This is a genomic window from Bacillus cereus group sp. BfR-BA-01380 (assembly GCF_022663535.1).
In the GTDB taxonomy this organism is placed as follows: Bacteria; Bacillota; Bacilli; order Bacillales; family Bacillaceae_G; genus Bacillus_A; species Bacillus_A cereus_BB.
In genome coordinates this window covers 1-24,118 of sequence record NZ_JAKUFS010000040.1, presented here as the reverse complement: position 1 = coordinate 24,118, position 24,118 = coordinate 1, and the positions used below count along the sequence as shown (strand labels likewise).

The window sequence follows — 24,118 nt, the reverse complement described above, 5'->3', positions numbered from 1 at the left end:
ATTTAATTTTTAATACTTTTTAAAACTTCTAAACTACCTTATAATAGAATTGTAAAAATTCGGAAAGGGGACAGGGGTCGTGGAAGTTTCTTATTTAAAAAGTAGAAAAGGTGTATTAGCAACAGGTATTGTTTTACTTTGTATTATAGGATTCATTATAACTGGACTATTATTCCGGCATTCTAAAGAAGATGTTCGAGAAAAGGTACAACAAGCTTTTGAAAAACAAGATGTTGATGTTTTCTTATCGATTTTACCAAAGGATGCACAATCTTCTCCGTTTGCCAAAGATGGCGTAAAATCATTTTTAAAAGAATCAAGTAAGTATAAGCAAATGTATCCAATAATGGTAGATGCTATGGATATAGAAAAGACTAATGTAGTTCCTCAAGCATTAGAGGTACGAACCAAAGGCGTACTACCATATACAATAGTAAAAGAGGGGAAAAGTTGGTTGTTTTTTGATAATTATGTTGTTAGACCAGCAAAAGTGAAAATTAATTTAAAAAATATAGATAAAGATGTTGCTCTATCTTTGAATGGAGAGAAAATTAAACCTTCTGTTTTTGATAAACCCTTTTTACCTGGGAATTACGAGCTAATAGGAGTAAAAAAATATAAATGGACGACTGTAACAGATAAAACAACTATACATGTAGGAGGAGACGATCCAGTAAAAGATGTGTCACTTAATTTGAAAGGAAACGAGTTAAACTTATCGAAAGAATTTATAGGTTCAGAAATTATGTTTAAAGGAAAACCTACAGGTATTAAGGTTGGAGATGAGGAATCAAAAAAAATTGGTCCAATTAATGAGAAAGATGGAAAAGAAGTACAATTAAAGGCGAATTTTCCTTGGGCGAAAGATGGAATTTCTAAAATTAATGATAAACCAAAAACTTCTCCATGGACGGTAGAAAAGTATATGTTTAAAGTGGATGAAGACAAAGTTAATCAATTTTTCCATACGTTTTTGAAAGAATATGGGGATGCGAGCATAAAACAAAGTATTGAACCCTTCACTACAATAACTGAAAAGTATAAAAATTCAAAGGCAGAATCTTTTGCTTCAGCAGCTCGTAATACACTCTTTGAGCCTTGGAAAGGAACTCTTGTAAAATCATATTTAAATAAAGAAGTAGTAAAGATTGTATCAAATGAGAAAGGATACCCTATTTTAAAAATGGAAGGGGTAGCAAAATACCACCTTCCAGCTGGCAAGTATTCTCCTGAAAAAGATCAACTCTCAAATGTTCAAATTACAGCATTATATGATACAGATCAAAAAGCGTGGAAAATTAATGAGGTTCATGTCGATTTAACTTTTGCAGGGGAAATCGATAAGAATGAAGAAGGAAAATATATCATTACAAACGTTCAATAAACTAAAAAAGAGCTTTCTGAAAGCTCTTTTTTTAGTCTATCTCTTAACTTTCTTCATTTTACTTACAAAAAGACTAACGATACCGATAGCGATTAACGAATAACCCATTGGTAATAAATAAAATGGTTCTACAAGTTTACCATCTGGAGCGACTGTAGATCCGGCAGTATTAAAACCAACGATGCATCCGATTCCTAAAATAAATGGTAGTGAAGCTAAAATATATTTTTTCATATGAAACCTCCGTGTGTAGGGATATTTTTTATAAAATAACTGCTTTATAGTTAGTAATTATAGTACTGTCATGTAGTTAGTACTATTTATATAGGTGACAAAAAGCTTACAGATTTGTAAGAGAGAAAAGTAGTATATATGTGGGTTTCAAATGAATGGGAGGGGATTTTTAAATGGATAAGTTGCAACAAGCAATTGAAAGATTTAATTTGAATGTGTTAACAATTGAGGATGTTCCGCAGTCTTTTAGTTCAGCAGTTTATAAAATTAAGTTAATGGATCATCGCATCGTTTATATAAAAATTCCTTATTCAAAAGCAAAGCTTGAACGCGAGTATACGGTGCTTGAACGATTATGCGATGAGTTATCTGTACCACAAGTGCTGGATTATTGGAAGTCAATGTTGTCGTTACTTCGGATTCGACTTTTGTATAGTTGCCGAAATTTGATGAAAGAGATAATTCTCCAAGGTAAGATGTATCCCAGCGCTACAGTCATAAATAGTGCTACTTCTGTTTCTGGACCTAGCCATTTTAAATAATCACGAAGTAAAAATCGGATAATAAATACGATGATAAAGCTAATGATAAAGCTGTTGTTTCTTACAGCATAAATTTGCTGATCGGATCGGAGTTCATAGTTAGTGGTCCAAATAAGTGGAATTGACAAAAGGAATCCAAAGATAACGGCACAAATCCATTCCCAGCCAGCGACATGTATATTTGGATTCAGGATTAAGGGAAGACTAGGTAATAGCAGAAATAATATGGGGAAGAGAAGACGGATTCCGTTTCCTTTAATCGGACGATACATTGCCCTAGTTCTACGCCATAAGACCAACACAGCAATTATAATCACAATAGAGTAAAATGAAGAAGAATTCATAATCTCACCTCTATACAAAATGTATTCCAATTATTTATATGTGAATTACAGATGAGTGAGCACTAGTATTCGTTTGAATTGGAACAATATAAAACTACTTTATAAATATTATAGGGTTAGTTACCATATAAATCCATTTTAATTTTTCGACATATAAGTTGCTTCTATGCATGGCCAGATGCTCTCTCAGAATTGTTCTTATTTCCCTTATAAAAATTGAATACCTGCTATTTAGTCTAATGGAGCACTATGAACATGCATACCCTATACAACCTTGTTCTTTTACAAATCTGTAAATGCATGAATGGATAACAAGTAGTTATCTGCAAAAAACAACGTAATTTTTGTATTGCTTTAATGGTTCTAGGTGAGGTAAAATTTGTAAAATGAAATTCGTTAGGTGGTGGGCATAGTGTCAAATGAAATAAAGAGTTACATTGACTATCCCATGGCAAAAATTCCAGGGGGCGAAATAGAATTAAGAGACGATAGAATAAAAAGCAAATGGAAAGCTGAAATAAGACCGTTTCTTCTTGCTCGGTATCCTGTAACTATGGATCTATACTATGCGGTTACAAATAAATCACCTCATTCTTTTGACGGAGATCTAAAACCGGTTGTGAATATTTCTTGGAACGATGCAATTTCCTTTTGTAATCTACTTTCACAGAAAGCTGGATTGAAAGAGTGTTATTCTATAAGTAACGATGGCGAAAACATTATTTGTGATTGGGAAGCAGATGGCTATCGACTTCCTTCAGAAGCAGAGTGGCAATATGCATGTAAAGCAGGGACTACTGGTTATAGGTATGGAGAGCTTGATCAAATTGCTTGGTATGATGAAAATTCAGGAGGGAAAATCCATGAAGTAGGAAGAAAGGAACCGAATGCATGGGGCCTGTATGATATGTTAGGGAATGTTTGGGAGTGGTGTTGGGATTTATATGATGAACAAGTATACGGCTCCTATCGAATTTTCCGAGGTGGTAGCTGGGCTGAAGAGGCGAGAGGTTGCGGGGCTTCGTGTCGTCGTCGTAGCCATCCATCCTTTTGCATAGACGACCTTGGATTCCGTCTTGCCCAGTCTTTTTAACTCTATAAACAAGCCAATTTTTGAGTTTTTACAGATTAATGAATGGAAAGTTTTTTCGGTTCTTCTGAAAAAACTCTCGTGTACAGAAAACACCTTTTCAGTCTACAACTATTTTTTTATAGTCTGATACCTAAAATAAAAAAGCCCGGCAATTGCCGAGCTTTTTCATTATTTCTTAGATGAGCTGTCTGCTTTTGGAGCTTCGAAAATATCTTTTAAGTCTTTATCTTCGATCTTCACATCTGCTTTTTTCATTTCTTTTGTAACAAGATCGTTCATGAATTGTGGATCTTTCATTTTTTTGTCAGCAAGATCGCTTTTAATACGGTCTTTTTCTTGATCGAATGGTTTTAATTCTTTAATATCAGTTACTTTAATGATATGGTAACCGAATTGTGATTTTACAGGATCACTTACTTCGTCTTTTTTCAATTTAAATGCAGCATCTTCAAATTCTTTTACCATTTGACCTGATTTGAAGTATCCTAAGTCGCCGCCTTTATCTTTTGAACCTGGATCTTCAGAGTACTGTTTTGCTAAGTCTTCAAAAGATTTTCCTTGTGCAAGTTCGTCTTTTACTTTTTTCGCAGTTGCTTCATCTTTTACAAGAATGTGGCTTGCTTTAATTTCAGGTTTGTAATTGTCTTTTACTTCTTTATCTGTGATGTTTTTCTTCACAGCTTCATTCATTGCAAGTTCACCGCGAACAGTTTCTTTTAATTGTTTTTCAGTCATGCCGCTTTGTTTTAATGCAGCAGTAAATTGATCGCCGTATTGCTTTTTGTATTCGTCAAATCGTTTATTAACGGCATCATCTTTTACTGGGTAGTTTTTAACAAATACTTTTTCCATTACTAGGTTACGTAAGACGTTTTTACCGCCTTGTTGTTTCATTGCGTTGTAGAACTCATCTTTTGTTACGTCCCCAGCTTTTGATGTTACAACTTTGTCAGAAGTGCCACATGCTGATAATGTGAACACACTCGTTACAGCTAGGGCAAGAATTGCTTTCTTCATGAAATAAACACTCCTACTATTATGTATTTTTTAATCCCGCATGAACGGGCAGTAAGCCCCCACTAATGGAAGTTTCAATTTATAGTATAAGCAATATGTACAAAATTTAATATAACATATTTCAGTCCGTTTTCCTATTGATAAAGAAAAAATCCCCATTTGCCTGCGAGGATTGTCAGATTCGGTCATGTCACCATTCTGGGCTTACACGCATACAAAGAGAAATGAGGAGGTTGAATTTATCATGAATCAACAATTAATTTTGTGGCTTGTGTTATTTATTTTATTAGTAATAGTAGGTATAATTTGTTTATAGAGGAAAAAAGTGAGGAAGGGGTTTCCTTCCTCACTTTGCATGAAATATAATTTCTATATAACTAGAAATTAATAGAATGGTAATACATACGTTAATGAACCGAAAGACACTCGTTTGACGTCGATCAGACATTTGTTTTTGTTGACACAGTGTATGTGTCATAAGGTTTGTATAAGTTAGAACGATAAGTGCAAAAGCAATAAATATAATTGTAATTGTCACGAGGAGAGTCCTCCTTTGGCGAAAATACATATAATCTGATTGTATCATACGATAATTTGTTCGTGTTATAAAATTCTGAAATAGCGGAACTTAGATTATATCCATACAAATTAAAAAAGATATCCCCTTTTTTAGGGTGGGCGAGAGTAGGTCGATTTTTATGTTGAATAGTAGAGATTTGTATAGAAAGAGAGGGAAGAAAATGGACGTTGTGAAACGATTAGAACAAGCAGAATATTATGTATCACTTCTTTTTAATATGATAGATGAACAAAAGTGTCCATTTTACTCTCTCATTATAAAGAAGAAAGTGATGAAATGTGATGTAGAATATTTGCTAGTTCTTTGTGAACAAATGAATGAGCAATACATAATGGAAAAGCAAGAAGGTTTGCTTTTCTTTGATGAACTGTTAAATAAATTTGAAAGAGCGCTTCCACAAAGCCTCGAAGGAAAAGAGACGGCGGAAGCGCTCGAACGTCAAGGTTTATTTCAACCATTGATGCAAGAATTTTTACGTATGATAGCGAAACGATAATCATTTAGCCTTTTTTAACAAGTTTTTCATCGTGCTCTACAAAACCTTCCTCGATATTATCCAGTGATTTCTCGAAAATGTCGATGAAGTCTTGTCCGTAAACATTTCGTAAAATGGCAATTAATTCGATGTTTTCTGGGAACTTACCGTAGAAATTACGAAGAGCTAAGGCGCCGTTAAAGACAGAATTACTTTCAGGGTCATATTCCTCCATTAATTGCAACAGCAGTTCTTCTCCCTTTTCTGTAATTTCAATATACGTGTTTCGTTTGTCATCTTCTTTCTTTGAAAATATAAGCAGACCGCGTTCTTCTAGTTTTTTAGAGAAGTTAAAAGCCGTGGATACGTGCATGACACCGAATTTTGCAATTTCTGAAATAGAAGCCCCTTTTAAATGATATGCAATCCATAAAATATGATGTTCATTAATATTTAAATCGTATGGTTTAATCCATTGCTGCCAATCTTTTTCTACACACTTCCATAATGCTTTTGATAATTGAGCCATGCGTTGACTAAAAATCATCGCTTCTTTTATTGAATAACTTTTTTCTCCGTTTTTCATCGATTCACCCACTTTATACAATTCTTATTCATTACCATCTATTATGCCAGTAAAATAAAAATTAATAAAGTGTTTTTGTTAGAATTGTGAAAATTTTTCGTTAAAATGACAAAACTATACAAAATTCGAGTGGTAATAAAAGCGTTTCCTTGTAGGACAGGACAAAGATTGCCGGAATTTTATTCTGATTTGGATGTAAAAGGGAAATGAGTATTATTGTATAAAAAATACGGCACATGTATGTCATGTGCCGTATAAGAGACGATAAGAATCAAAACTATTTGTTATATACGAAAAATTACGCTTTGTCAGGAACCGCTTGTTGTAACTTTTCAATTGATTTTTGAATGTTTTCAATTTCTCGTTCAATGTGGCGCTTATTTTGAGAAATATCTTGTCTCCATGAGGAGAATGTTTCGTGCATATCAACTTTTAATTCTTGAATCACTTCTTTTCCTTCAGAAGCTGTTTCAACAATTTGTCGTCTTAATAATTTTGTATCTGCTGTAATGTCAGCCAGTGTTTTCTTTATGTCATTTCCTTTTTCTTTTAACTTATTGCGCATATCTCTTCCAGATGAAGGAGTAGAGAAGAGCACAGCAAGTCCAGCGACAGCTCCGCCGCAAATGACGCCAGTTAGAAAGGATTTAGATTTTGACATGAAAAGGACCTCCTTAATTTGTGCAACTCGCCATCACAGATGGAAGTTACACAACATTGTTATACTCATGATGTGTAAAACTGTGCATATGCATAAGACAAGGGGGGAGAAAAGTGAAATTGATTACAAATATTTGTTTTATTGTCAGTCTTTTCTTTCTTGTACGAGCAATGCAATTATTTTTTATTTTAAAACAGAAAAGATCGTACCCGCCAATACTTTTGGTAAAGCAGCAAGTTGTTAGATTTGCGTTCATTGGCGGGGTGTGTATGGCATGTACAATTTTATTGTACATACTGCAATAGATAATAAAGTTCTGATCTTTTCAATTCATCATGTCTGATAATAGTGTTACTTTACGCTAGTTGCAATTGTGTTTGCAATGTTTTGTAACTCTTCCATTGTGTAATCACTTTGGTGAGATTTCCATACAGCACCGAAACCGTCTTTTTCGCCGTAGCGTGGGATTAAATGAAGATGGAAGTGAAAGACAGTTTGTCCGGCTTTTTCTCCATTATTATTTAATAAGTTGAAACCAACTGGATTATATTCAGCTTTAATCGCATTTGAAATTTTTGGAACGACAGAGAAAATGTGTGAAGCAATTTCTGGTGTTAATGCGAATACATCTTGTTTATGTACTTTTGGAATTACGAGTGTATGTCCTTTTGTAACTTGGCTAATATCAAGAAAAGCGAGTACATGTTCATCTTCATATACTTTTGCGCAAGGAATTTGCCCTTCAATAATTTTACAAAAAATACAATTGTCTGCTGTATGATTCATATTCCTCATCCTTTCAGTTGTCTTAGCCGTATTTTACCATAATTACATAATAGAAAAAACACGAAAAGCAGGAAGCCTATCAGCTTCCTGCCTTCTGAAGAAGGTTTGAAAAAGCATTTTCGTTTAATCTACCTTTAGGAGACACCTCATTTTTTAGGAAATGCGCGGTAACTCGACATATATTCTGCCGTTGACACCCCATTTACAATGAAATGATATTGCAATCCTTCGGAAATGAATTGTTTATTTTATAAAACAGTATATACTCTCCGCGAGACACCCCGTTTCTAAAATGAAACAAATTATATGGCTCCGTGTAAATCACCTTTGTCCATTATAGACACCCCATTTCATGATGAGTTCGCTAGGCTGTGTTCATCACTTTTATGGCTGCTTTTTCAATGTGTTCCTTCCTCACTAATTATGATGTCCGCTTTTGCTGGAGATATGTAAAGGAAATTTTTTCTTTTAAAAAAAGTTCAGTACTATGTAGGAGCTTTACTTTTTTGGTAAGATGATTACATATACATATATAATGAAGAAAGTGGTGTCATATGGAACAATTATTACGGGTGGAAAATGTCACAGGCGGATATACGAAGCGTCCTGTATTACAAAATATTTCATTCTCTGTTAAGAAAGGAGAACTTGTCGGTTTAATCGGTTTAAACGGCGCGGGAAAAAGTACAACGATCAAACATATTATCGGATTAATGGAGCCGAAACAAGGTCATATTACGATTAACGGTAAGACGTTAAAAGATAATATGACAGCATATCGCTCTAGTTTCTCGTTTATTCCAGAAACACCTGTGCTCTATGAGGAGCTAACGTTAGAAGAGCATTTAAAGTTAACGGCAATGGCGTATGGCGTTGAAGGGAAAGAATACGAAGAACGCGTAGAAAAGCTGTTAAAAGAATTTCGTATGAAAAATCGTTTGAAGTGGTTTCCATCCCATTTTTCAAAAGGGATGAAACAAAAAGTAATGATTATGAGTGCATTTTTAGTCGAGCCTTCTTTATATATTGTGGATGAACCATTTGTTGGACTAGACCCGCTAGCGATTCAATCGCTGCTGCAAATGATGGACCAAGTAAAGAAAAGCGGTGCGGGCATTTTAATGAGTACACATATTTTAGCAACCGCAGAGCGTTATTGCGATTCCTTCATTATTTTGCATCAAGGTGAAATTCGTGCACAGGGTACACTTGAACAGCTGCAAAGCGAGTTTCATATGCCGGGGGCAACGCTTGATGATATTTACATTGCACTAACGAAGGAAGAAGATGCTGATGAATAGTAAAGGGCTATGGAAAGAAAGATTTCGTCATTTTTTAAAGGAAACGCGTACATATGGTAAATATGTATTTAATGATCATTTGAAATTTATTTTTGTGTTTATTATCGGAGCGGGTGCGTATTATTATCAGCAATGGCTGCAAACATTAACGCCTGCATTTCCGACCGCATTTGTGATGGCAGTTCTGCTCGGACTTGTATTAACGGCAGGATCCATTCAAACGTTATTAAAAGAAGCGGATCTTGTATATTTACTTCCAGTAGAAGAAAAATTAAAAGCATATTTCGTAAAAGCATTTCAATTTACGTTTATCATTCAGCTGTATATTGCGATGATGGTAAGTGCGGCGCTTGCTCCGCTTTATTTCCAGCAGATGAAACAATCAGGACAAACATACATAATCATTGTACTTGCGATTGTGTTAAGTAAAGGCTGGAATTTATTTGTGACGTGGGAAAAGTCGTATATAACGGATAATCGTATTCATCTCACTGACTGGTTTGTCCGTTTTGTATTTAACTTTTTCTTTGTGTATTTCCTTGTCGAGCGCGCTTCTGTTATGTATATGGGAGCAATCGTCATGGCGATGGTGATTTATCTTGTCTATTTGCACCAGAAAGTAAAAGGAAAACCGCTAAACTGGGAATATTTAATTGCCGAAGAAGGCAAGAAAATGATGCTGCTGTACCGCATTGCCAATATGTTTGTGGATGTACCGGCGTTAAAAGAACGGGTAGCTCGCCGCAAATGGCTTGATTTTATTCTTCAGATTGCCTCAGATAAACGGCCATATTTATTCTTATTCTTGCGCACGTTTTTACGCTCAGGAAATTACTTTGGATTGTATGCCCGCTTACTGACAATTGGCGGTTTGATTTTATACTTTGTGCCGTTTCTATATGCACGTCTTCTTGTCGGTGTCGTGTTTTTATATTTAATCGGTTATCAGCTGTTAAGTTTATGGAAGCATCATCGTTTGAAATTATGGCTTGAGCTATATCCGATTTCAGAAGAAGCGAAAATGAAGGATTTTCTGACGTTATTATGTACGTTACTCTGCGTAGGCGGTGTTATTTTCACTGTACTATTTGCGTTTGCAACGAAAGATATCATGATGACAGGAATTGTTTTTCTTGCAAATATGGTATTTAGTGTCTTGTTTGTCTATCAATATGGGGTGAAGCGTTTAAAAAAATTATCCTGCATTAACGGGCAGTAAGATCAAGATTGAGGGAGAAGTGAAGAAGATAGGTGGGGAATAACTGCCCGTAAAAGCCCGATTGGGAGGGCTTTCCATCAGTGAGAAAAGCGTCACTGATGGAAGTTTCACTTTATCCCGAACATAGGGAAAGGAAGAAAAGAATGACTGAATATGAACAAAAGGTCATCTTAGAATTACAGCAATGGAAAACAAAAATGATAAAAAATTCTTCTGCAATGACACGTTTCTCTAAAGCAGTTCAAACGAAAATGCAGCAGCTCATTCCAGAAAAAGTGCAAAATATACTTACAGAAACAATTAAAAAGATGGTACAGGGCATTAGTATTGGTTCGAATTTTATCAAACCGAGGCTAAAAGAAACAGATTGGTCACTGCAAAGAAGAGATGAAGAAGTGCTAAAGAAGATCGATGAGTATAAAAAAATTGCAGCCGCAGAAGGAGCCGGGACAGGAGCCGGGGGATTTTTACTTGGGCTTGCTGACTTCCCGCTGCTGCTCAGCATTAAAATTAAATTTTTATTTGACGCAGCAACATTGTACGGCTATGATACGAGCAAAGAAGAAGAGCGGTTATTCATTCTTCACGTATTTCAGCTTGCTTTCTCAAGCGATAATCACCGGAAAGAAATATGGAAGGCCATTGAAACGTGGGATACAAATATGGAAAACCACATAGACTGGGAGAAATTTCAGCAAGAATACCGCGATTATATTGACCTAGCCAAAATGCTGCAGCTCGTACCTGTCATCGGTGCACCGGTGGGAGCGTATGCGAACTATCAACTCCTGCAGCGGCTTGGTGAAGTGACAATGAATTGTTACCGGCTGCGGTTTTTGCAGCGGGAAGGTAAGATGTAATATAAAGGATCTGACACGAAAAAGGACTCATGTCAGATCCTTTTCGTGTATTTGGCGCATCGAATCTCGTCGAGGAATCTTTAAATCGTGTCGAAGCGCCGATATATTTTAAAAAGCGGTCGATATATTGTGAAAAGCGCTGATATATCAGTGAACATATAAGAAGGAGCCGATTCAAATGAGTCGGCTCCGCTTTTCTTTATAAGTCGCTGCTATGCAGAATACATCATGACTGCTACTGGCTTGCTCCCTTTGTTTTAAACCATAAAGGCCCTGACCGCTCCTATGCACGGCCAGATGCTCTCGTCTTCCTCTAAAAGAAAGGGGTTACTTATATACATATATTTTCACATGTAACAACATTTGTTTTATCATTTACAAATAGGGAGAGTAACATCGATCGTTGTTCCTTGATTCACTTCACTTTCAATCCATATCTTGCCTTGATGCATTTCAATAATTTTGTAACAAATCATTAATCCTAAGCCAATCCCTTCTTCTTTAATGCTATAAAAAGGTTCTCCAAGGTATGGTATACGATCTTGAGGGATCCCGCATCCTTGATCGATAAATCGAATATTGATTTGATTATGATCAGCTCTATCAATTTGAATGACAATTTCTCCTCCCGTTGGCATAGATTCAATGGCATTTTTTAAGATATTAATGAATACTTGTTTTAATTGATTCCCTTCACAATGTATCATTGGAATATTAGACATAACTTCTGTCTGAATTTGTACATTATTCATGAGTGCTTGGGGCTCTAGGAGCATGACAACTTGATTCATTAACATACTTATATCATTAGGCTGAATTTTCACTGCTTGAGGTTTGGCAATTGCCATAAATTCATTCGTAATACTTTCAATTCGATTAATTTCTGATGATACTATATCTATATAGTGATGATTCGTTTCATTTTCCACTGTTTTTAATAATTGCATAAATCCTTTCATTGCAGTTAAAGGGTTTTTAATTTCATGAGCGATTGCTGTAGCTAATTGACCTACAACAGCAAGCTTTTCAGATTTTCTTAACAATTCTTCCGTCTTGATTCGTTCGGTAATATCTCGAGAAATACTTAAGAAAACTTCTTTTCCATTCAACTTAAATACACGAATACTAACTTCTGTCACTATTTTCTTTCCTGTAGGAAAAACATATTCATCTTGCAAAGTAAACGAATTTTTCCCTTGTTTAATTTTTTCGATTAATTTTTTTAAAAGGGGAGAATCCTTAGAAGCAAGATCAAAAAATGGCGTACTAAGAATTTCATCTCTACTTAAATTAAACCTTTCGCATCCAATCGCGTTTACTTCAATTAATCGAGAGGGAGTTCGATTTTTATCCAATTCAACTACGTATACCGCGTCCGCTGCCTGCTCAAATAGGGCGCGATATTTCAATTCACTTTCTTGCAATTGTTGATATAATTGCTGTCGTTCTTTTTCTGCTTGTTTTCTTTCAGAAATGTCCCTACATATTGCAGAGAGAGCCATTATATTCCCTCTTACATCTAGAATCGGTGAAATCGTCATACTTACATCAATTAAATCTCCATTTTTTCGTTGTCTAATGGTCTCTAATCGAGTAATCGCAGATTTTCCAGACAGGATATTTCGAACAATTTTTATCGATTCATCCATTAAGAAATCGGGTACACAAGGAAGTTTTTTACCGATCGCTTCTTGTATGGACCAACCAAATATTGTTTCATAAGCTTTATTCGCTTGTAAAATATGTCCTTCTCGATCAGTGATAACAATCGCATCTATATTGTTATCTACAAATGACTCCAGCAATTCTTTTGTCGTTTTTAATTCATCTTCCACTTTTTTTCTCTCTGTAATGTCAATTGCAGAACCGACAACTTCAATTACTTTTCCATTTTGCTTAATTGGCCGAAGTGCGATTAGAGCAATGATTTCATCATCTGGCCAGGGGATTTCAAATGTAACTTCATTCCCTTCCCATGCTTGTACATAATACTTCAGTAATTGAGGAACGAGATGGGAAGGGATAATGGAAGGATCTATCGTACGTAAACTTTTTCCTACCACTTGTTCAGAATGAAATCCATTTTGATAATAAAATTGTCCATCACACATCGTATGTATAAAGTGCGTATCTACTTTAATAAATTTAAAAATTCCTCCTTGCAGTTCATGAACAGTATCTTTCAGCTCTTGCTTCGATCTTTCTAATTTTTGATTCATTTTAAATAACTTTTGTGTTAAGGAATATAATTTTTGATAAGCTTCCATCAGAAAAAGTCCGCTTAAAAGGCCTAAACTCATAAATAATAAACTTTGCATGTAAAGAATGTTAAATATTACAGTCGGAATGAAGAATTCACCTACCAATCGAATCATAGCTATATAACAAATCAGATAAAGAAAGCTAGCTTTAAAAGGATGTAAGTTTTTGAAATATGATTTAAAAATAGTAAATATAATACCTATCCCTAATAAAGCGACGAGATACGGTCCACAATATCCATCCATATACATAACACGCATAATAAATATACTAAGTAACGTAATGCAACCGGCAGTACGACCAAAGTAAACAAATGACAAAATGAGAGGGACAGCTCGAAGATCATAGTAAAACCCCATGTATTTAAAAGAGAAGGCCATCAAAATAACAGCAATGATTGCCCCGTATATTTTTTCAATGAACTGGTTGGATTTCATTACAAACACTTGGATGAATATAGTTGAACTAATTAGGAAAACAAAAATAAAAAGGTTAATAAAAAAGTCTTTAATAAACATATAGTGCTCCTCCTTATATCAAACGAATTCGACAAAAAAGGAGAAAATCCTACAAAAACGATTATAGAAATAGAGGGACAGCCCGTTTTTTTCAACTAAATATGTTGTTATAGAGTAAATATTTGGTTGTTTTGAAAAAAGACACCCTTTCTAACTACTAAGATACAAGCTATTTACAAAAAGGCTTTCGCTGACGTCCGTTATAAACACTAGAACATTCGAATTGTATACCTCTAAAATGGAAAACAAGCTATGTGAAGGAAAACATTCCCTTTATATAGCTTGTTTTCCAATTATGTTTTTAATATGATTATAGAGTCATAGAAAAAGATGTACTAGATTATGAAGTAGAGGTGAAAGAATGCAACCGTTAGAAAATGAAATTAATCCCAAGATGGTAAGAGTATGGCAAATTAACTCGCTCATTACATCTGGAATTGGTCTTATTATTACAATTGCTTATTTTATATTTATGATGAAATTCGATTGGACAGGCTGGATATTTGGTGCACTTGTAATCGGGCTTCTTGCGTATGCACCGCTCGGTTATCTCGTATTTCCAAGCTTACGTCAGCGCTATCATAGCTATCAATTAAATGAAGAAGAGATAGAAATTCAACATGGAATGTTCGTTGTGCAGCGCGTATTAGTGCCAATGATTCGTATCCAGCACATAACGATTGAACAAGGTCCGATTATGCGTAAATTTGGATTAACTGAATTAAAAGTATCTACAGCTGCAATGACGCACGATATTCCAGGTTTAACAATGAGAGAAGCAGAACAATTAAAACGTCAAATTTCCGAACTGGCAAAGGTAAGTGATGAAGATGTATAAGAGGCAGCATCCAATTACCATTTTATTTGAATTAAAATTGAGGGATCTTTTTCCGACATTTATACTTCTCTTTAGTACGAAAGGTAAGTTTCCATTTTGGTATTTGATTCCGGTCGGTATTTTTGCATTTACTATTCTTTCTACTGTGATTGAATGGTACTACAAAGTATATTGGATTGAAAATAATACGCTACATATTAAACATGGGTTATTTGTGAAAAAAGAAAGCTACTTAAATAAAGAGCGTGTACAAACAATCAATACAAGCTCCAATGTTGTCTATCAATTGTTAGGTTTAACGAAATTAAAGATTGAAACGGCTGGTGGAGGACATGAACCAGAGGTAAGCTTAGCGGGGATTACAAATCAGGAGGCAAAGCATTTAATTTCACTTCTAAATGAAGAAGCGAAATCAGAAAAAAGCTTAACAGAAGACAATTATGTACCAACGAATGATGCAAATACGGCTATTTATAAATTAACAATAAAAGAAATTCTCCTTGCATCTATTACATCAGGTCAGTTTGGATTATTGTTTTCATTTTTCTTCATATTCGGCCAAGAATTAAAAGATTACATTCCCAAAAGTGCTATTGATACAGTCGAAAAATATGTGAAAAATAGTGATATGTACGGCTGGATGTATATGGCCGCTATCTTAGTTGTCTTATCATGGATTATTTCAACATTCGCATATGCATTTAAACATGCCAACTTTACTGTATATCGAAGAGGGGATGAAATCCGCATTTCACAAGGGTTGTTGGAGAAAAAGGAACTTGTGTTAAAATTACACCGAATCCAAGCGATTACCATTAAAGAAGCACTACTTCGTCAACCGTTCGGTTATTGCTCTGTGCACGTAGAAGTGATTCAAAGTATTGGCAAACATGAAATGAACGTCACGCTGCATCCGCTTATGAGAAAAAAGGATGTCGGGCAATTACTTGAGCATCTTCAATTACCATACAAAATAGAGGAGCATCTCACGCATTTACCAAAAGCAGCAATGCGCCGCTACCTTATTTATAACTGGATGATTTGTATGATATTTGCAGTGCCAATTACAGGGGTTAGTATTTATTTTAAACAATATATGGGGTTACTTGCGTTAATTCCATTGTTTATAGTTTTTACAGCTCTTGGATACGGGAAATTTACAACAGGTGGATACGCACTGCAACCGGATCAGCTCACGATTGTATATCGCGGCATTGCTAAATATACAGGACTAGTGAGAAAAAGACATATTCAATCGATGAAGAAAAGTCAGACTTATTTTCAACGTAAAGATCAATTATGTACGTATATGTTTGCAGTTGCATCAGCAGGTGCTGGTCAGCATTATAAGTTAAAGCATATGAGATTAGAAGATGCGGATAGGATGCAAAATTGGTATAAGCAAAAAGATGAAAAAATAGTTGTAGACTGAAAGCGTGTTTTATATGAGGTATTGTTAGCATATTGATATTCAATATATAGGAAACTACGAAAATCCCTTCAAGATTTGGAGGGATTTTTTATGTGCATAATTAGGGAAATTCCCCAGGGAAGAACTATATATCAAAATGTAAATATTTTCAAATGTTTATTGTTATAGCAAGATAATTTTGGTTTTTATGTCTTTTTATGTATTTATTTGGTAAATTATTATTATGAACTTACCAATAAAAGGAGCATGCCTATGGAATATGTGTTAGAAACATCTCATCTTACAAAAATGTATGATTCAAAAAAAGTAGTTGGTAATGTTTCCTTGCATTTTAAAAAAAAGGTGAAATTTACGGCCTGTTAGGGAAAAATGGTTCATTACTCTAATTGGTTTTATTATTTATGGAATTGGCACTTACTTATATGTCACATTTGCTTTCAGAGGCTATTGATCAATCTTGGGTAGTAGACTATATGAAAAAATATATAGAGTATAAATTAAAGAAAGAAGAGCGGATTGAACTGTACCCCGAATCGTGGACACTTAAAAAAAGTCCATGATTCGGGGTTTTTTGTGTATCTTTGTACTTACACGAGCGTATCCATAGACCATTTTTATTCTTTTTTTTCTATCGATTTTACTATGACGAATATCAATCTACCAACGACTTTCCACATTCATGTCTTCAGTGTTACCAACACCACTATGAAAAAATAGAAATTTATGATAATGATATTTTTATCCCGCTACTTTAGGGCAGTAAGACTCCCACCTCAAGATTCTGAGAAAACAAAGAAGATAGGTGGGAGATAACGGCCCGTAAGAGCCCGATTGGTTCAACTAACCATCAGTGGGGGATGAAGAAAAACCCCCACTGATGGAAGTTTCACTTTATTACTTATGTAGGATACAACTGGTTTTCTAATAGCTGGAGGAAGTGTCACAAAGTATAGCCGCCCATTCGTTATATAGAGTGAGAGGAGGGATTACATGAAAGTTACAAACAAAGATTATGAAAAGATGGAAGAGCTATATGAGTTGTATGAACAAAAAATTTATTATGTGGCATATTCTATTTTAAATAATATTCAGCAGGCTGAAGATACAGTTCAAGAGACGTTTATTACTCTTTATCAGAATCTGGAAAAGCTCCACAACTTGAACACGCAAGAGCTTAAACGCTACATTTTGAGAATTGCAAAAAACAAAGCGATTGATAGTTACCGGAAAAATAAACGACAGGAAATGTTCTTAGAAGAATATCAAAGAGAATTACCAGAAGTAGCAGATGAAAATATTGAACAGTGGGAACAGCGTTTCATATCTGAGGCTCAAATTGATACATTGCTAAAAGAGTTAAATGATTCTAACAGACAGGTTTTCAAGTACAAAGTCTTCTATAACTTAACTTATCAGGAAATTTCAAATCTAATGGGGATAACTGAGGTCAATGTGCGCAAGCAATTTGAACGCGCTCGAAAACGAGTACAAAATATTATAGGAGGTATACAAAATGACGAATTCAAAAAACTCCAAAGAAATGTATGATCTTGCTGAAAAAATCGCTTTAGATGATTTTGATAAACTGGATGAACAACATGAATTTTCAGATACATATACGCACAAAAAGAAATTGTTTATGGAGGAAATTAAGAGTGGGCAACCACAGGCCAAGCGTAAAAGGAATCGTATTTTAATCGCTGCTTCCTGCTTATTGATTGGCATACCGACAACCGTTTTTGGTGCAGTAAAAGTCTATGATATGATGGTCCAAAAACAAAATTATGAAGTAAATGTTTCAGTAACAAATACGGCCTCGAAAAAGGGTGAAAGTTGGTATAAGTTAAAAGTCGGCAAATTACCAGAAAATATGGAAGCTATCGATGACACTGCTATGAAATATTCATTTAAAGATAACTACGCAAAGGGTGGGTTTTCATTCATTCTTTGGAGATTAGGAAAAAATTCAGATTTTCAAACGCTGTACGCAAACAACTACGAAGAGAAAGAGATAAATGGTAAGAAAGCAGTGATTGTCAATAAAGACACTGGAAATAAAAATGTAATGTTTAACAGAAAAGTTTTTCTTCTTTTTGAAAAAGAGGGGATTATGTTAGAAAGTTATATTGGAAACGATGTAAATGAAGAGCAAATGATGAATGTCTTAGCGAACATTTCACTTGAGCCCACATCAAAAGAAAAGTCATCATTTATATCAGATTATGATAAAGATCGTGATAGCAAAGTGAAAGAACCAACAAAACCTAACGTTATTCCTTTGAAAAAAGACAGCAAACAACTATTTAGCGTAGGTAAAACGGTTCCAGTAACCATACATAACATCACAGGTAACAGTGCAGATGACAAAAAACTTGAATATGTTATAGAAAAAGTTGAAGTCTTTGATTCAATCAAAGATTTTAAACAAGAGAACTTTAATGAATTTGGACTAGAAAGACTAAGCGAGAATAAGGCTTTAGATCAGACGAAAAAATTGATACCGTACAAGCGGGATGTATATAAGGTTGGAAATGGTAAAGATTCAATTGACAAATTAGTAGAGTCGAAATCAGTTAATCCTAAATTTGTCTACCTGACAACAACAGTGAAAAATATTGGTACACAGGAAACAAAAGAAATCTATATGCATCCACGCATACAAGTGCTTAAATCTGAAAATAATGCATGGAACTATGCTAAAGAAGATGGAATTGACGAAAAAAGTATTATGACGAGCGAAGTTGATTATTTAGAACCTCACGGAAACGGAAAAAGCTTTTACAATATTGGCAGTATCCCACCAGGACAAACGATGAAAATTAACTTAGGTTATTTTGTAGATGAGGATAAACTGGATTCAATCTTTCTTGATGCTTTCCATTACAGTGGGTTTAGTGGCACTGAAAATATGAATGCGGAAGATCGTTGGTGGATTGATATTCGTCAAAAGTAAAAACGATAGGAACAAGTAGATAAAAAAAGTTGCTTATATTTAGCAGCTTTTTTTCGTGCAAAGAAACTTTTAAAGTATAAATATATGTTCGGAAAGATAAAGACTAAAGATGAATTGAATATCGAATCGTGCACACAATTCATGTGCATGACCATAGCTAAAAAACGTCATTGAGTTTTTATAATTTGTTCATAAACATAAAGAAATAATATGCAATCTTGCATAAGACATTGTCTTATCGGAATAACGTGTTATCCTTTTGAATGGATTATATAAACGGAGGAAATGTTATGAACAAAAAATTAAAATTTACGCAAGTGATGCTCGGTATTAGTACAGTGGCCTTATCATTTGGAAGTATTCAAACACAAGTATCAGCGGAAGAAAAAACACCTTATAATGTGTTACAAGTGAAACCAACTGGAATCGGAACTTCAAAAGATGAACTTGCACATTCTACAAAAGCAGACGAAACATTGTCTTATGAAGAACGTTTAAAAGTGAACGATTTTTCACAACGTCCAGCTCCGGTAGTGAAACAAGCAGCGGCAAAACAAGCTCAGCAAAAGTATTCTTTAGCAGAGCTAAATAGAATGAGTAATGACGAATTCATCGACACATTGGGAAATATTAGTTGGAATCAAATTACAGATTTAGATCAATTTAATCAAGAAACAAAAGAGTTTTATCAAAATAAAGAGCGAATACAGGTTATTATTGATGAATTAGGTCGTCGTGGAAGTACATTTACAAAAGATGATACAAAAGGGATTGAGACGTTTGCTGAAATATTACGTTCCGTATCTTATGTAGGCTTTAATAATAAAGAGGTAAGCTATTTAAATGAGCGAAGCTTCCATGATAAATGTTTACCTGCATTAAAAGCAATTGCAAAAAATCCGAATTTTAAACTTGGTACAGATAAACAGGATGCAGTGGTATCTGCATACGGTAAAATAATTAGAAACGCTTCTTGTGATGCTGAAACAGTTCAATATGCGGCGAATATAGTAAAGCAATATAACGATAATATTTCCACATATATAAGTGACAAGAAGAAAGGGGACGCCTTGTATGAGCTTATGCAAGGGGTTGATGATGATATACAGTCTTACTTGTTTGAAACACGTAAAAAAGCGGATGAAACAATATGGTATGGGAAAATTGATAGTTTCATAAATGAAATCAGTCGAATGGCTCTTCTAAATGATGTAACAACAGAAAATAAATGGTTAATTAATAATGGTATTTATTATACTGGTCGTTTAGGGAAATTCCATATTAATCCAAATAAACCTTTAGAAGTACTTACACAAGCAATGAACATGTACCCGCGTTTAAGTGAAGCTTATTTTAATGCGGTAGAGCAAATTTCAACAAACTATGGTGGAAAAGATTATTACGGAAATACAGTAGATTTAAAGAAAATACGTGAAGAAGGCCAACAGCAATACTTACCAAAAACGTATACATTCGATGACGGTGCTATTGTATTTAAAACAGGGGATAAAGTAACTGAAGAAAAGGTTAAGAGACTATATTGGGCTGCTAAAGAAGTAAAAGCGCAATATCATCGTGTAATTGGAAAAGATGGAGCGTTAGAAGCAGGGAAAGCTGATGATGTACTGACAATAGTCATTTATAATAGTCCAGATGAATATAAAAAAAATAGTCAACTATATGGCTATGACACGAATAATGGTGGGATTTATATTGAAGGAGTTGGAACGTTCTTTACATATGAACGTACACCGCAGCAAAGTAGTTATACTTTAGAAGAATTGTTCCGTCATGAATTTACACACTATTTACAGGGAAGATACGAAGTTCCAGGATCATGGGGACAAGGAGCAATGTATCAAAATGAACGTTTAACTTGGTTTGAAGAAGGAAATGCAGAATTTTTTGCGGGATCTACTCGTACGAACAATGTTGTTCCGCGCAAAAGTGTAATTAGAGGATTATCATCTGATCCTGCACAGCGTTATACAGCAGAACGAACATTATTTTCGAAATATGGAGACGGACCAGATAAATGGGACTTTTATAATTATTCTTTTGCACTGCAGTCTTACTTATATGCTCATCAATTTGAAACTTTCGATAAGATTCAAGATTTCATTCGCGCAAATGATGTGAATGGTTATGATGCATATCGTGAAGCTTTAAGTAAGGATCCAAATTTAAATAAAGAATACCAAGACTATATGAAGCAGTTAGTTGATAATCAGGGTACATATAATACCCCACAAGTATCAGATGATTATTTAGCTGAACATGCACCAAAACCACTAGCCGATGTAAAGAAAGACATTACAGGTGTAGCAAAGATAAAAGATGCAACGATTACAAAGCATAAGTCTCAATTTTTTGATACGTTTACATTAGAAGGAACATATACGGGCGGCGTAACAAAAGGAGAATCTGAGGATTGGAAAGCGATGAGCAAGCAAATCAATCAATCTTTAGAAAAGTTAGCGCAAAAAGAATGGAGCGGCTACAAAACAGTTACAGCGTATTTTGTCAATTATCGTGTGAATGCGAACAATCAATTTGAATACGATGTTGTATTCCATGGTGTTGCAACGGGAGAAGAAGAAAAACAGGCGATTAAAGTAAACATGAATGGACCATACAATGAGATAGTAAATGAAAAAGTTGAGTTTCATAGCGATGGTACAGAAAGCACAGGTGGAAAAATTGTTTCTTATCTCTGGGATCTTGGAGATGGTACAACAAGTACAGAAGCAAATCCTACCCATGTATATGGGAAAGAGGGAACATATACTGCAAAGTTAACAGTGAAAGATAATAAAGGAAAAGCGGGCCGAGGACAAACAACGGTTACCGTAAAAAAAGATCAGCCAGCAGGTCATAACTATCAAGATGCAAAGGTAATTCGTTTTAATAAGCTTGCAAAAGGAAATATGGATAAGCCTAATATGGCGTATATGCACACATTCAATGTCACATCTCCAAAAGAAGTAGATATTTCTGTTATAGATGAACAGGGAATTGGGATACAATGGGATGTATATCACGAATCAGATTTAGGAAATCCTGTCATCACGGGTAAAGCAGATGGAAATAATATAAAAGGGAAATTTGAAGCGAAACCTGGGAAGTATTACTTAGTTTCATTTTTTGAAAAGGAAAATGGAAAGGGAACATATTCATTATTAGTGAAATAAATCTATTTCCAATTTACAGTAGGTCATTTCCCACTTTATATGACACGAAACTGTTAATATGTATAATAGCAAAAAGTGCCTATGTCATGTCACATAGGCACTTTTTTTGCATAAATGAGATTAGATGCTGAGCAGTTTTTATCCCGCATTAACGGGCAGTAATACTCCCGCCTTAAAATTCAGCGAAAGCAAAGAAGTTAGGCGGGAGATAAACTGCCCGTAAAAGCCCGATTGGTTCAACTAATAATCAGTGGGGGATGAAGAAAACCCCCACTGATTAAAGTTTCACTTTATATTTAGATATCGTATTGACTTTTAAATTTAAAAATCTCATCAACAGCTTGCTGATACCCACCTGATTTTTGAAAGGATTCCCTAATATTTGCAACAGCTTTATGAAAAGATGGATGTCTTAACACATGATCTACGGTTTCACGTAATTGACTTGCGGTCAAGCTTTTCATTTGTAATGTAATGCCAGCTCCAAGATTGGCAACTTGCCCTGCAATTACTGGCTGATCTGCGCTTTGTGGGATTACAATGAGTGGAATTCCGTAATAGAGACCTTCACTGGTACTGTTCATTCCACCATGTGTGATAAATAATTTAGTGTATGTAAGCACCTCAGTTTGTGGAACATAATTTTTCACAATGAAGTTTTTAGGAATCTCCCCTAAATCAGATATTTGAGTTTTTTCCCCAATAGACATAACAACGGTATGATCAGTGTCCTCAAATGCCTTAAAACAAATCTTATAGAAATCAATTGCTTGGTTAAAGACAGTACCTAGTGAAATGTAAATTGGGCTTTTTCCCTTGATTGCAGTATAGTCGAAGTTTTCTTGTGTGAATGGTGAAGAGATGGATGGCCCTACAAATTTGTATGTTTGGTCAAATGCTTCTCCAAAAGGTGGAAACTCCCTAGTTGTATAAACAATTGTAAGTGGTGCAGGATTACAAAAAACTTCATAAGGAGAAGTGATTTCAACACCATATTTTTCTTTAATTTTTGTTGTTAGGTTTTGAAAATCATTATTTATCCCGCATTAACGGGCAGTAAGACCCCCACCTCAAGGTTAAGAGAGAAACGAAGAAGATAGGTGGGGGATAACTGCCCGTAAAAGCCCGATTGGTTCAACTAACCATCAGTGGGGGATGAAGAAAACCCCCACTGATGGAAGTTTCACTTTATCCTTTTAGCAATTTCTATTGGGATATTTTGCGAGAGATGTCCTAACATTCTTTCAAATGATAGTTCAGTCTGAGCAAAAGATGTACACGAATTAATTGCGGGGAGCTTTAGAATTTGGGAAAGTAAACGTCCACAACCAAACATAGAATCGTGAATGATGTAATCAAAATGTTCTCCCTTGATCTGTTCAAGAACGCTAGGTATAATGATATCCGCCGTATGTAAAAGACCGTTGATTCTTTCGGATAAATAATTTCTTCCACCTGAGATAAAGGCTTTTAAAAATTTTTGACCGTCAAATGTTCGTACAATGGCTCCCGTCTTTTCAATACGTTCTCGAAAAGCTTCTATCGAAAAGTATACGACCTCTTCTCCACGCGAAATAAGCTCTTGTACAACTCCAATTGTTGGATTGATATGTCCTTCTGATCCACCATTATTGAACTACCCCCATCTAAAATCCTAACGTATTTTTGAGGAGGGGGATTCCAAAAAGGAACAACTAAGACAAAATGCTTAGAAGACCATACCCATTCAACAGAGGCCACTGAAAAACTTAAGTTTTTCATCTCATAAAACATATGTAAAACAAGAAAGGCGGCTTTTTGTTCAATTTTGAACGAAAAGCCGCCTTTCTTTCTATATTTTTG

Annotated in this window: 21 protein-coding genes and 3 pseudogenes; 14 read left to right on the top strand and 10 right to left on the bottom strand. The window is 34.9% G+C overall.

Going from position 1 to position 24,118, the window contains the following annotated elements; all coding sequences use genetic code 11:
- The first annotated feature begins 79 nt into the window (after positions 1-79).
- The gene (locus MR076_RS24150) at positions 80-1,384 is read left to right on the top strand and encodes a zinc ribbon domain-containing protein (RefSeq protein ID WP_242224933.1); all 1,305 of its coding nucleotides are present in this window, start codon (positions 80-82) and stop codon (positions 1,382-1,384) included.
- A 36-nt stretch (positions 1,385-1,420) separates the two neighbouring features.
- Here MR076_RS24150 and MR076_RS24145 read toward each other — a convergent pair whose 3' ends face one another.
- Complete coding sequence (locus MR076_RS24145) at positions 1,421-1,618, bottom strand: DUF3955 domain-containing protein (RefSeq protein WP_242224931.1); 198 nt, start codon at positions 1,616-1,618, stop codon at positions 1,421-1,423.
- A gap of 173 nt (positions 1,619-1,791) precedes the next feature.
- Between MR076_RS24145 and MR076_RS26900 the strand changes: the two are divergent.
- Positions 1,792-2,016, top strand: a pseudogene (locus tag MR076_RS26900) (aminoglycoside phosphotransferase family protein); the annotation flags it as partial.
- Here MR076_RS26900 and MR076_RS24140 read toward each other — a convergent pair.
- Positions 2,007-2,504: a CcdC protein domain-containing protein gene (locus tag MR076_RS24140; protein ID WP_313897364.1), complete on the bottom strand. Its 498-nt coding sequence runs from the start codon at positions 2,502-2,504 to the stop codon at positions 2,007-2,009. The pseudogene MR076_RS26900 and the gene MR076_RS24140 overlap by 10 nt on opposite strands.
- A gap of 448 nt (positions 2,505-2,952) precedes the next feature.
- Here MR076_RS24140 and MR076_RS24135 point away from each other — a divergent pair, with 448 nt between their 5' ends.
- Positions 2,953-3,597: a formylglycine-generating enzyme family protein gene (locus tag MR076_RS24135; protein WP_242224948.1), complete on the top strand. Its 645-nt coding sequence runs from the start codon at positions 2,953-2,955 to the stop codon at positions 3,595-3,597.
- Between the two features lie 168 nt (positions 3,598-3,765).
- Here the strand turns inward: MR076_RS24135 and prsA are convergent, their stop codons facing one another.
- Positions 3,766-4,614, bottom strand: coding sequence for a peptidylprolyl isomerase PrsA (gene prsA / locus MR076_RS24130; RefSeq protein WP_242224929.1), 849 nt, complete (start codon positions 4,612-4,614; stop codon positions 3,766-3,768).
- Positions 4,615-4,786: 172 nt separating this feature from the next.
- Here prsA and MR076_RS26635 point away from each other — a divergent pair, with 172 nt between their 5' ends.
- On the top strand, positions 4,787-4,930 hold the full coding sequence (locus MR076_RS26635; protein WP_396021734.1) for a YjcZ family sporulation protein: 144 nt from the start codon (positions 4,787-4,789) through the stop codon (positions 4,928-4,930).
- 30 nt (positions 4,931-4,960) lie between these two features.
- On the opposite strand, the gene MR076_RS24125 is transcribed toward MR076_RS26635, so the two are convergent.
- Positions 4,961-5,182, bottom strand: coding sequence for a hypothetical protein (locus tag MR076_RS24125; RefSeq protein WP_242224946.1), 222 nt, complete (start codon positions 5,180-5,182; stop codon positions 4,961-4,963).
- A 172-nt stretch (positions 5,183-5,354) separates the two neighbouring features.
- Between MR076_RS24125 and MR076_RS24120 the strand changes: the two genes are divergently transcribed.
- A complete protein-coding gene (locus MR076_RS24120; protein ID WP_242224927.1) occupies positions 5,355-5,690 on the top strand; it encodes a DUF1878 family protein in 336 nt (111 codons plus the stop codon).
- 4 nt (positions 5,691-5,694) lie between these two features.
- Here MR076_RS24120 and MR076_RS24115 read toward each other — a convergent pair whose 3' ends face one another.
- Both MR076_RS24115 and MR076_RS24110 read right to left on the bottom strand, forming a co-directional pair.
- The gene (locus MR076_RS24115) at positions 5,695-6,255 is read right to left on the bottom strand and encodes an HTH-type transcriptional regulator Hpr (protein WP_242224925.1); all 561 of its coding nucleotides are present in this window, start codon (positions 6,253-6,255) and stop codon (positions 5,695-5,697) included.
- 298 nt (positions 6,256-6,553) lie between these two features.
- Positions 6,554-6,916 carry a YtxH domain-containing protein gene (locus MR076_RS24110; protein WP_242224923.1) on the bottom strand — a complete coding sequence of 121 codons (363 nt, stop codon included), beginning with the start codon at positions 6,914-6,916 and terminating at the stop codon, positions 6,554-6,556.
- Positions 6,917-7,029: 113 nt separating this feature from the next.
- On the opposite strand from MR076_RS24110, the gene MR076_RS24105 reads away from it, so the two are divergent.
- A complete protein-coding gene (locus MR076_RS24105) occupies positions 7,030-7,221 on the top strand; it encodes a membrane protein YhzF (RefSeq protein ID WP_242224921.1) in 192 nt (63 codons plus the stop codon).
- Positions 7,222-7,267: 46 nt separating this feature from the next.
- Here the strand turns inward: MR076_RS24105 and MR076_RS24100 are convergent, their stop codons facing one another.
- Positions 7,268-7,702 (bottom strand): HIT family protein, encoded by a 435-nt coding sequence (locus MR076_RS24100; RefSeq protein ID WP_242224919.1) that lies wholly within the window; start codon positions 7,700-7,702, stop codon positions 7,268-7,270.
- Between the two features lie 554 nt (positions 7,703-8,256).
- On the opposite strand from MR076_RS24100, the gene MR076_RS24095 reads away from it, so the two are divergent.
- From MR076_RS24095 to MR076_RS24085, 3 genes are all read left to right on the top strand, one after another.
- Positions 8,257-9,003 (top strand): ABC transporter ATP-binding protein, encoded by a 747-nt coding sequence (locus tag MR076_RS24095; RefSeq protein WP_242224917.1) that lies wholly within the window; start codon positions 8,257-8,259, stop codon positions 9,001-9,003.
- Positions 8,996-10,222, top strand: a complete 1,227-nt coding sequence (locus MR076_RS24090) for an ABC transporter permease (protein ID WP_242224915.1) — start codon at positions 8,996-8,998, stop codon at positions 10,220-10,222. The genes MR076_RS24095 and MR076_RS24090 overlap by 8 nt, the downstream gene beginning before the upstream one ends.
- A gap of 143 nt (positions 10,223-10,365) precedes the next feature.
- Positions 10,366-11,082, top strand: coding sequence for an EcsC family protein (locus MR076_RS24085; protein WP_242224913.1), 717 nt, complete (start codon positions 10,366-10,368; stop codon positions 11,080-11,082).
- 371 nt (positions 11,083-11,453) lie between these two features.
- Here MR076_RS24085 and MR076_RS24080 read toward each other — a convergent pair whose 3' ends face one another.
- Positions 11,454-13,862 carry a PAS domain S-box protein gene (locus MR076_RS24080; protein WP_242224911.1) on the bottom strand — a complete coding sequence of 803 codons (2,409 nt, stop codon included), beginning with the start codon at positions 13,860-13,862 and terminating at the stop codon, positions 11,454-11,456.
- Between the two features lie 361 nt (positions 13,863-14,223).
- Here MR076_RS24080 and MR076_RS24075 point away from each other — a divergent pair, with 361 nt between their 5' ends.
- The 5 genes from MR076_RS24075 to colA all read left to right on the top strand — a co-directional run bounded on the left by MR076_RS24075 (position 14,224) and on the right by colA (position 22,276).
- Positions 14,224-14,700, top strand: coding sequence for a PH domain-containing protein (locus tag MR076_RS24075; RefSeq protein ID WP_242224909.1), 477 nt, complete (start codon positions 14,224-14,226; stop codon positions 14,698-14,700).
- Complete coding sequence (locus tag MR076_RS24070; protein WP_242224908.1) at positions 14,693-16,132, top strand: PH domain-containing protein; 1,440 nt, start codon at positions 14,693-14,695, stop codon at positions 16,130-16,132. The genes MR076_RS24075 and MR076_RS24070 overlap by 8 nt, the downstream gene beginning before the upstream one ends.
- Before the next feature lie 990 nt (positions 16,133-17,122).
- A complete protein-coding gene (locus MR076_RS24065; RefSeq protein ID WP_242224906.1) occupies positions 17,123-17,680 on the top strand; it encodes an RNA polymerase sigma factor in 558 nt (185 codons plus the stop codon).
- Positions 17,646-19,085 carry a DUF4367 domain-containing protein gene (locus MR076_RS24060; protein WP_242224904.1) on the top strand — a complete coding sequence of 480 codons (1,440 nt, stop codon included), beginning with the start codon at positions 17,646-17,648 and terminating at the stop codon, positions 19,083-19,085. Before MR076_RS24065 ends, MR076_RS24060 begins: the two co-directional genes overlap by 35 nt.
- 290 nt (positions 19,086-19,375) lie before the next feature.
- Positions 19,376-22,276, top strand: a complete 2,901-nt coding sequence (gene colA / locus MR076_RS24055) for a collagenase ColA (protein WP_242224902.1) — start codon at positions 19,376-19,378, stop codon at positions 22,274-22,276.
- Between the two features lie 296 nt (positions 22,277-22,572).
- Here the strand turns inward: colA and MR076_RS24050 are convergent.
- A pseudogene (locus MR076_RS24050) lies at positions 22,573-23,316 on the bottom strand (macrolide family glycosyltransferase); the annotation flags it as partial.
- A gap of 152 nt (positions 23,317-23,468) precedes the next feature.
- Positions 23,469-23,885 (bottom strand): annotated as a pseudogene (locus tag MR076_RS24045) (macrolide family glycosyltransferase); the annotation flags it as partial.
- Between the last annotated feature and the right edge of the window lie 233 nt (positions 23,886-24,118).

Excerpts from the sequence above, each read along its gene's own strand:
- MR076_RS24095 (WP_242224917.1), top strand. The coding sequence starts at position 8,257 with ATGGAACAATTATTACGGGTGGAAAATGTCACAGGCGGATATACGAAG.
- MR076_RS24135 (WP_242224948.1), top strand. The coding sequence starts at position 2,953 with ATGGCAAAAATTCCAGGGGGCGAAATAGAATTAAGAGACGATAGAATA.
- MR076_RS24065 (WP_242224906.1), top strand. The coding sequence starts at position 17,123 with ATGAAAGTTACAAACAAAGATTATGAAAAGATGGAAGAGCTATATGAG.
- MR076_RS24125 (WP_242224946.1), bottom strand. The coding sequence starts at position 5,182 with ATGTATTTTCGCCAAAGGAGGACTCTCCTCGTGACAATTACAATTATA.
- MR076_RS24090 (WP_242224915.1), top strand. The coding sequence starts at position 8,996 with ATGAATAGTAAAGGGCTATGGAAAGAAAGATTTCGTCATTTTTTAAAG.
- MR076_RS24070 (WP_242224908.1), top strand. The coding sequence starts at position 14,693 with ATGTATAAGAGGCAGCATCCAATTACCATTTTATTTGAATTAAAATTG.
- MR076_RS24060 (WP_242224904.1), top strand. The coding sequence starts at position 17,646 with ATGACGAATTCAAAAAACTCCAAAGAAATGTATGATCTTGCTGAAAAA.
- MR076_RS24075 (WP_242224909.1), top strand. The coding sequence starts at position 14,224 with ATGCAACCGTTAGAAAATGAAATTAATCCCAAGATGGTAAGAGTATGG.
- MR076_RS24085 (WP_242224913.1), top strand. The coding sequence starts at position 10,366 with ATGACTGAATATGAACAAAAGGTCATCTTAGAATTACAGCAATGGAAA.
- MR076_RS24115 (WP_242224925.1), bottom strand. The coding sequence starts at position 6,255 with ATGAAAAACGGAGAAAAAAGTTATTCAATAAAAGAAGCGATGATTTTT.
- prsA (WP_242224929.1), bottom strand. The coding sequence starts at position 4,614 with ATGAAGAAAGCAATTCTTGCCCTAGCTGTAACGAGTGTGTTCACATTA.
- MR076_RS24100 (WP_242224919.1), bottom strand. The coding sequence starts at position 7,702 with ATGAATCATACAGCAGACAATTGTATTTTTTGTAAAATTATTGAAGGG.
- MR076_RS24080 (WP_242224911.1), bottom strand. The coding sequence starts at position 13,862 with ATGTTTATTAAAGACTTTTTTATTAACCTTTTTATTTTTGTTTTCCTA.
- MR076_RS24140 (WP_313897364.1), bottom strand. The coding sequence starts at position 2,504 with ATGAATTCTTCTTCATTTTACTCTATTGTGATTATAATTGCTGTGTTG.
- MR076_RS24145 (WP_242224931.1), bottom strand. The coding sequence starts at position 1,618 with ATGAAAAAATATATTTTAGCTTCACTACCATTTATTTTAGGAATCGGA.
- MR076_RS24120 (WP_242224927.1), top strand. The coding sequence starts at position 5,355 with ATGGACGTTGTGAAACGATTAGAACAAGCAGAATATTATGTATCACTT.
- colA (WP_242224902.1), top strand. The coding sequence starts at position 19,376 with ATGAACAAAAAATTAAAATTTACGCAAGTGATGCTCGGTATTAGTACA.
- MR076_RS24110 (WP_242224923.1), bottom strand. The coding sequence starts at position 6,916 with ATGTCAAAATCTAAATCCTTTCTAACTGGCGTCATTTGCGGCGGAGCT.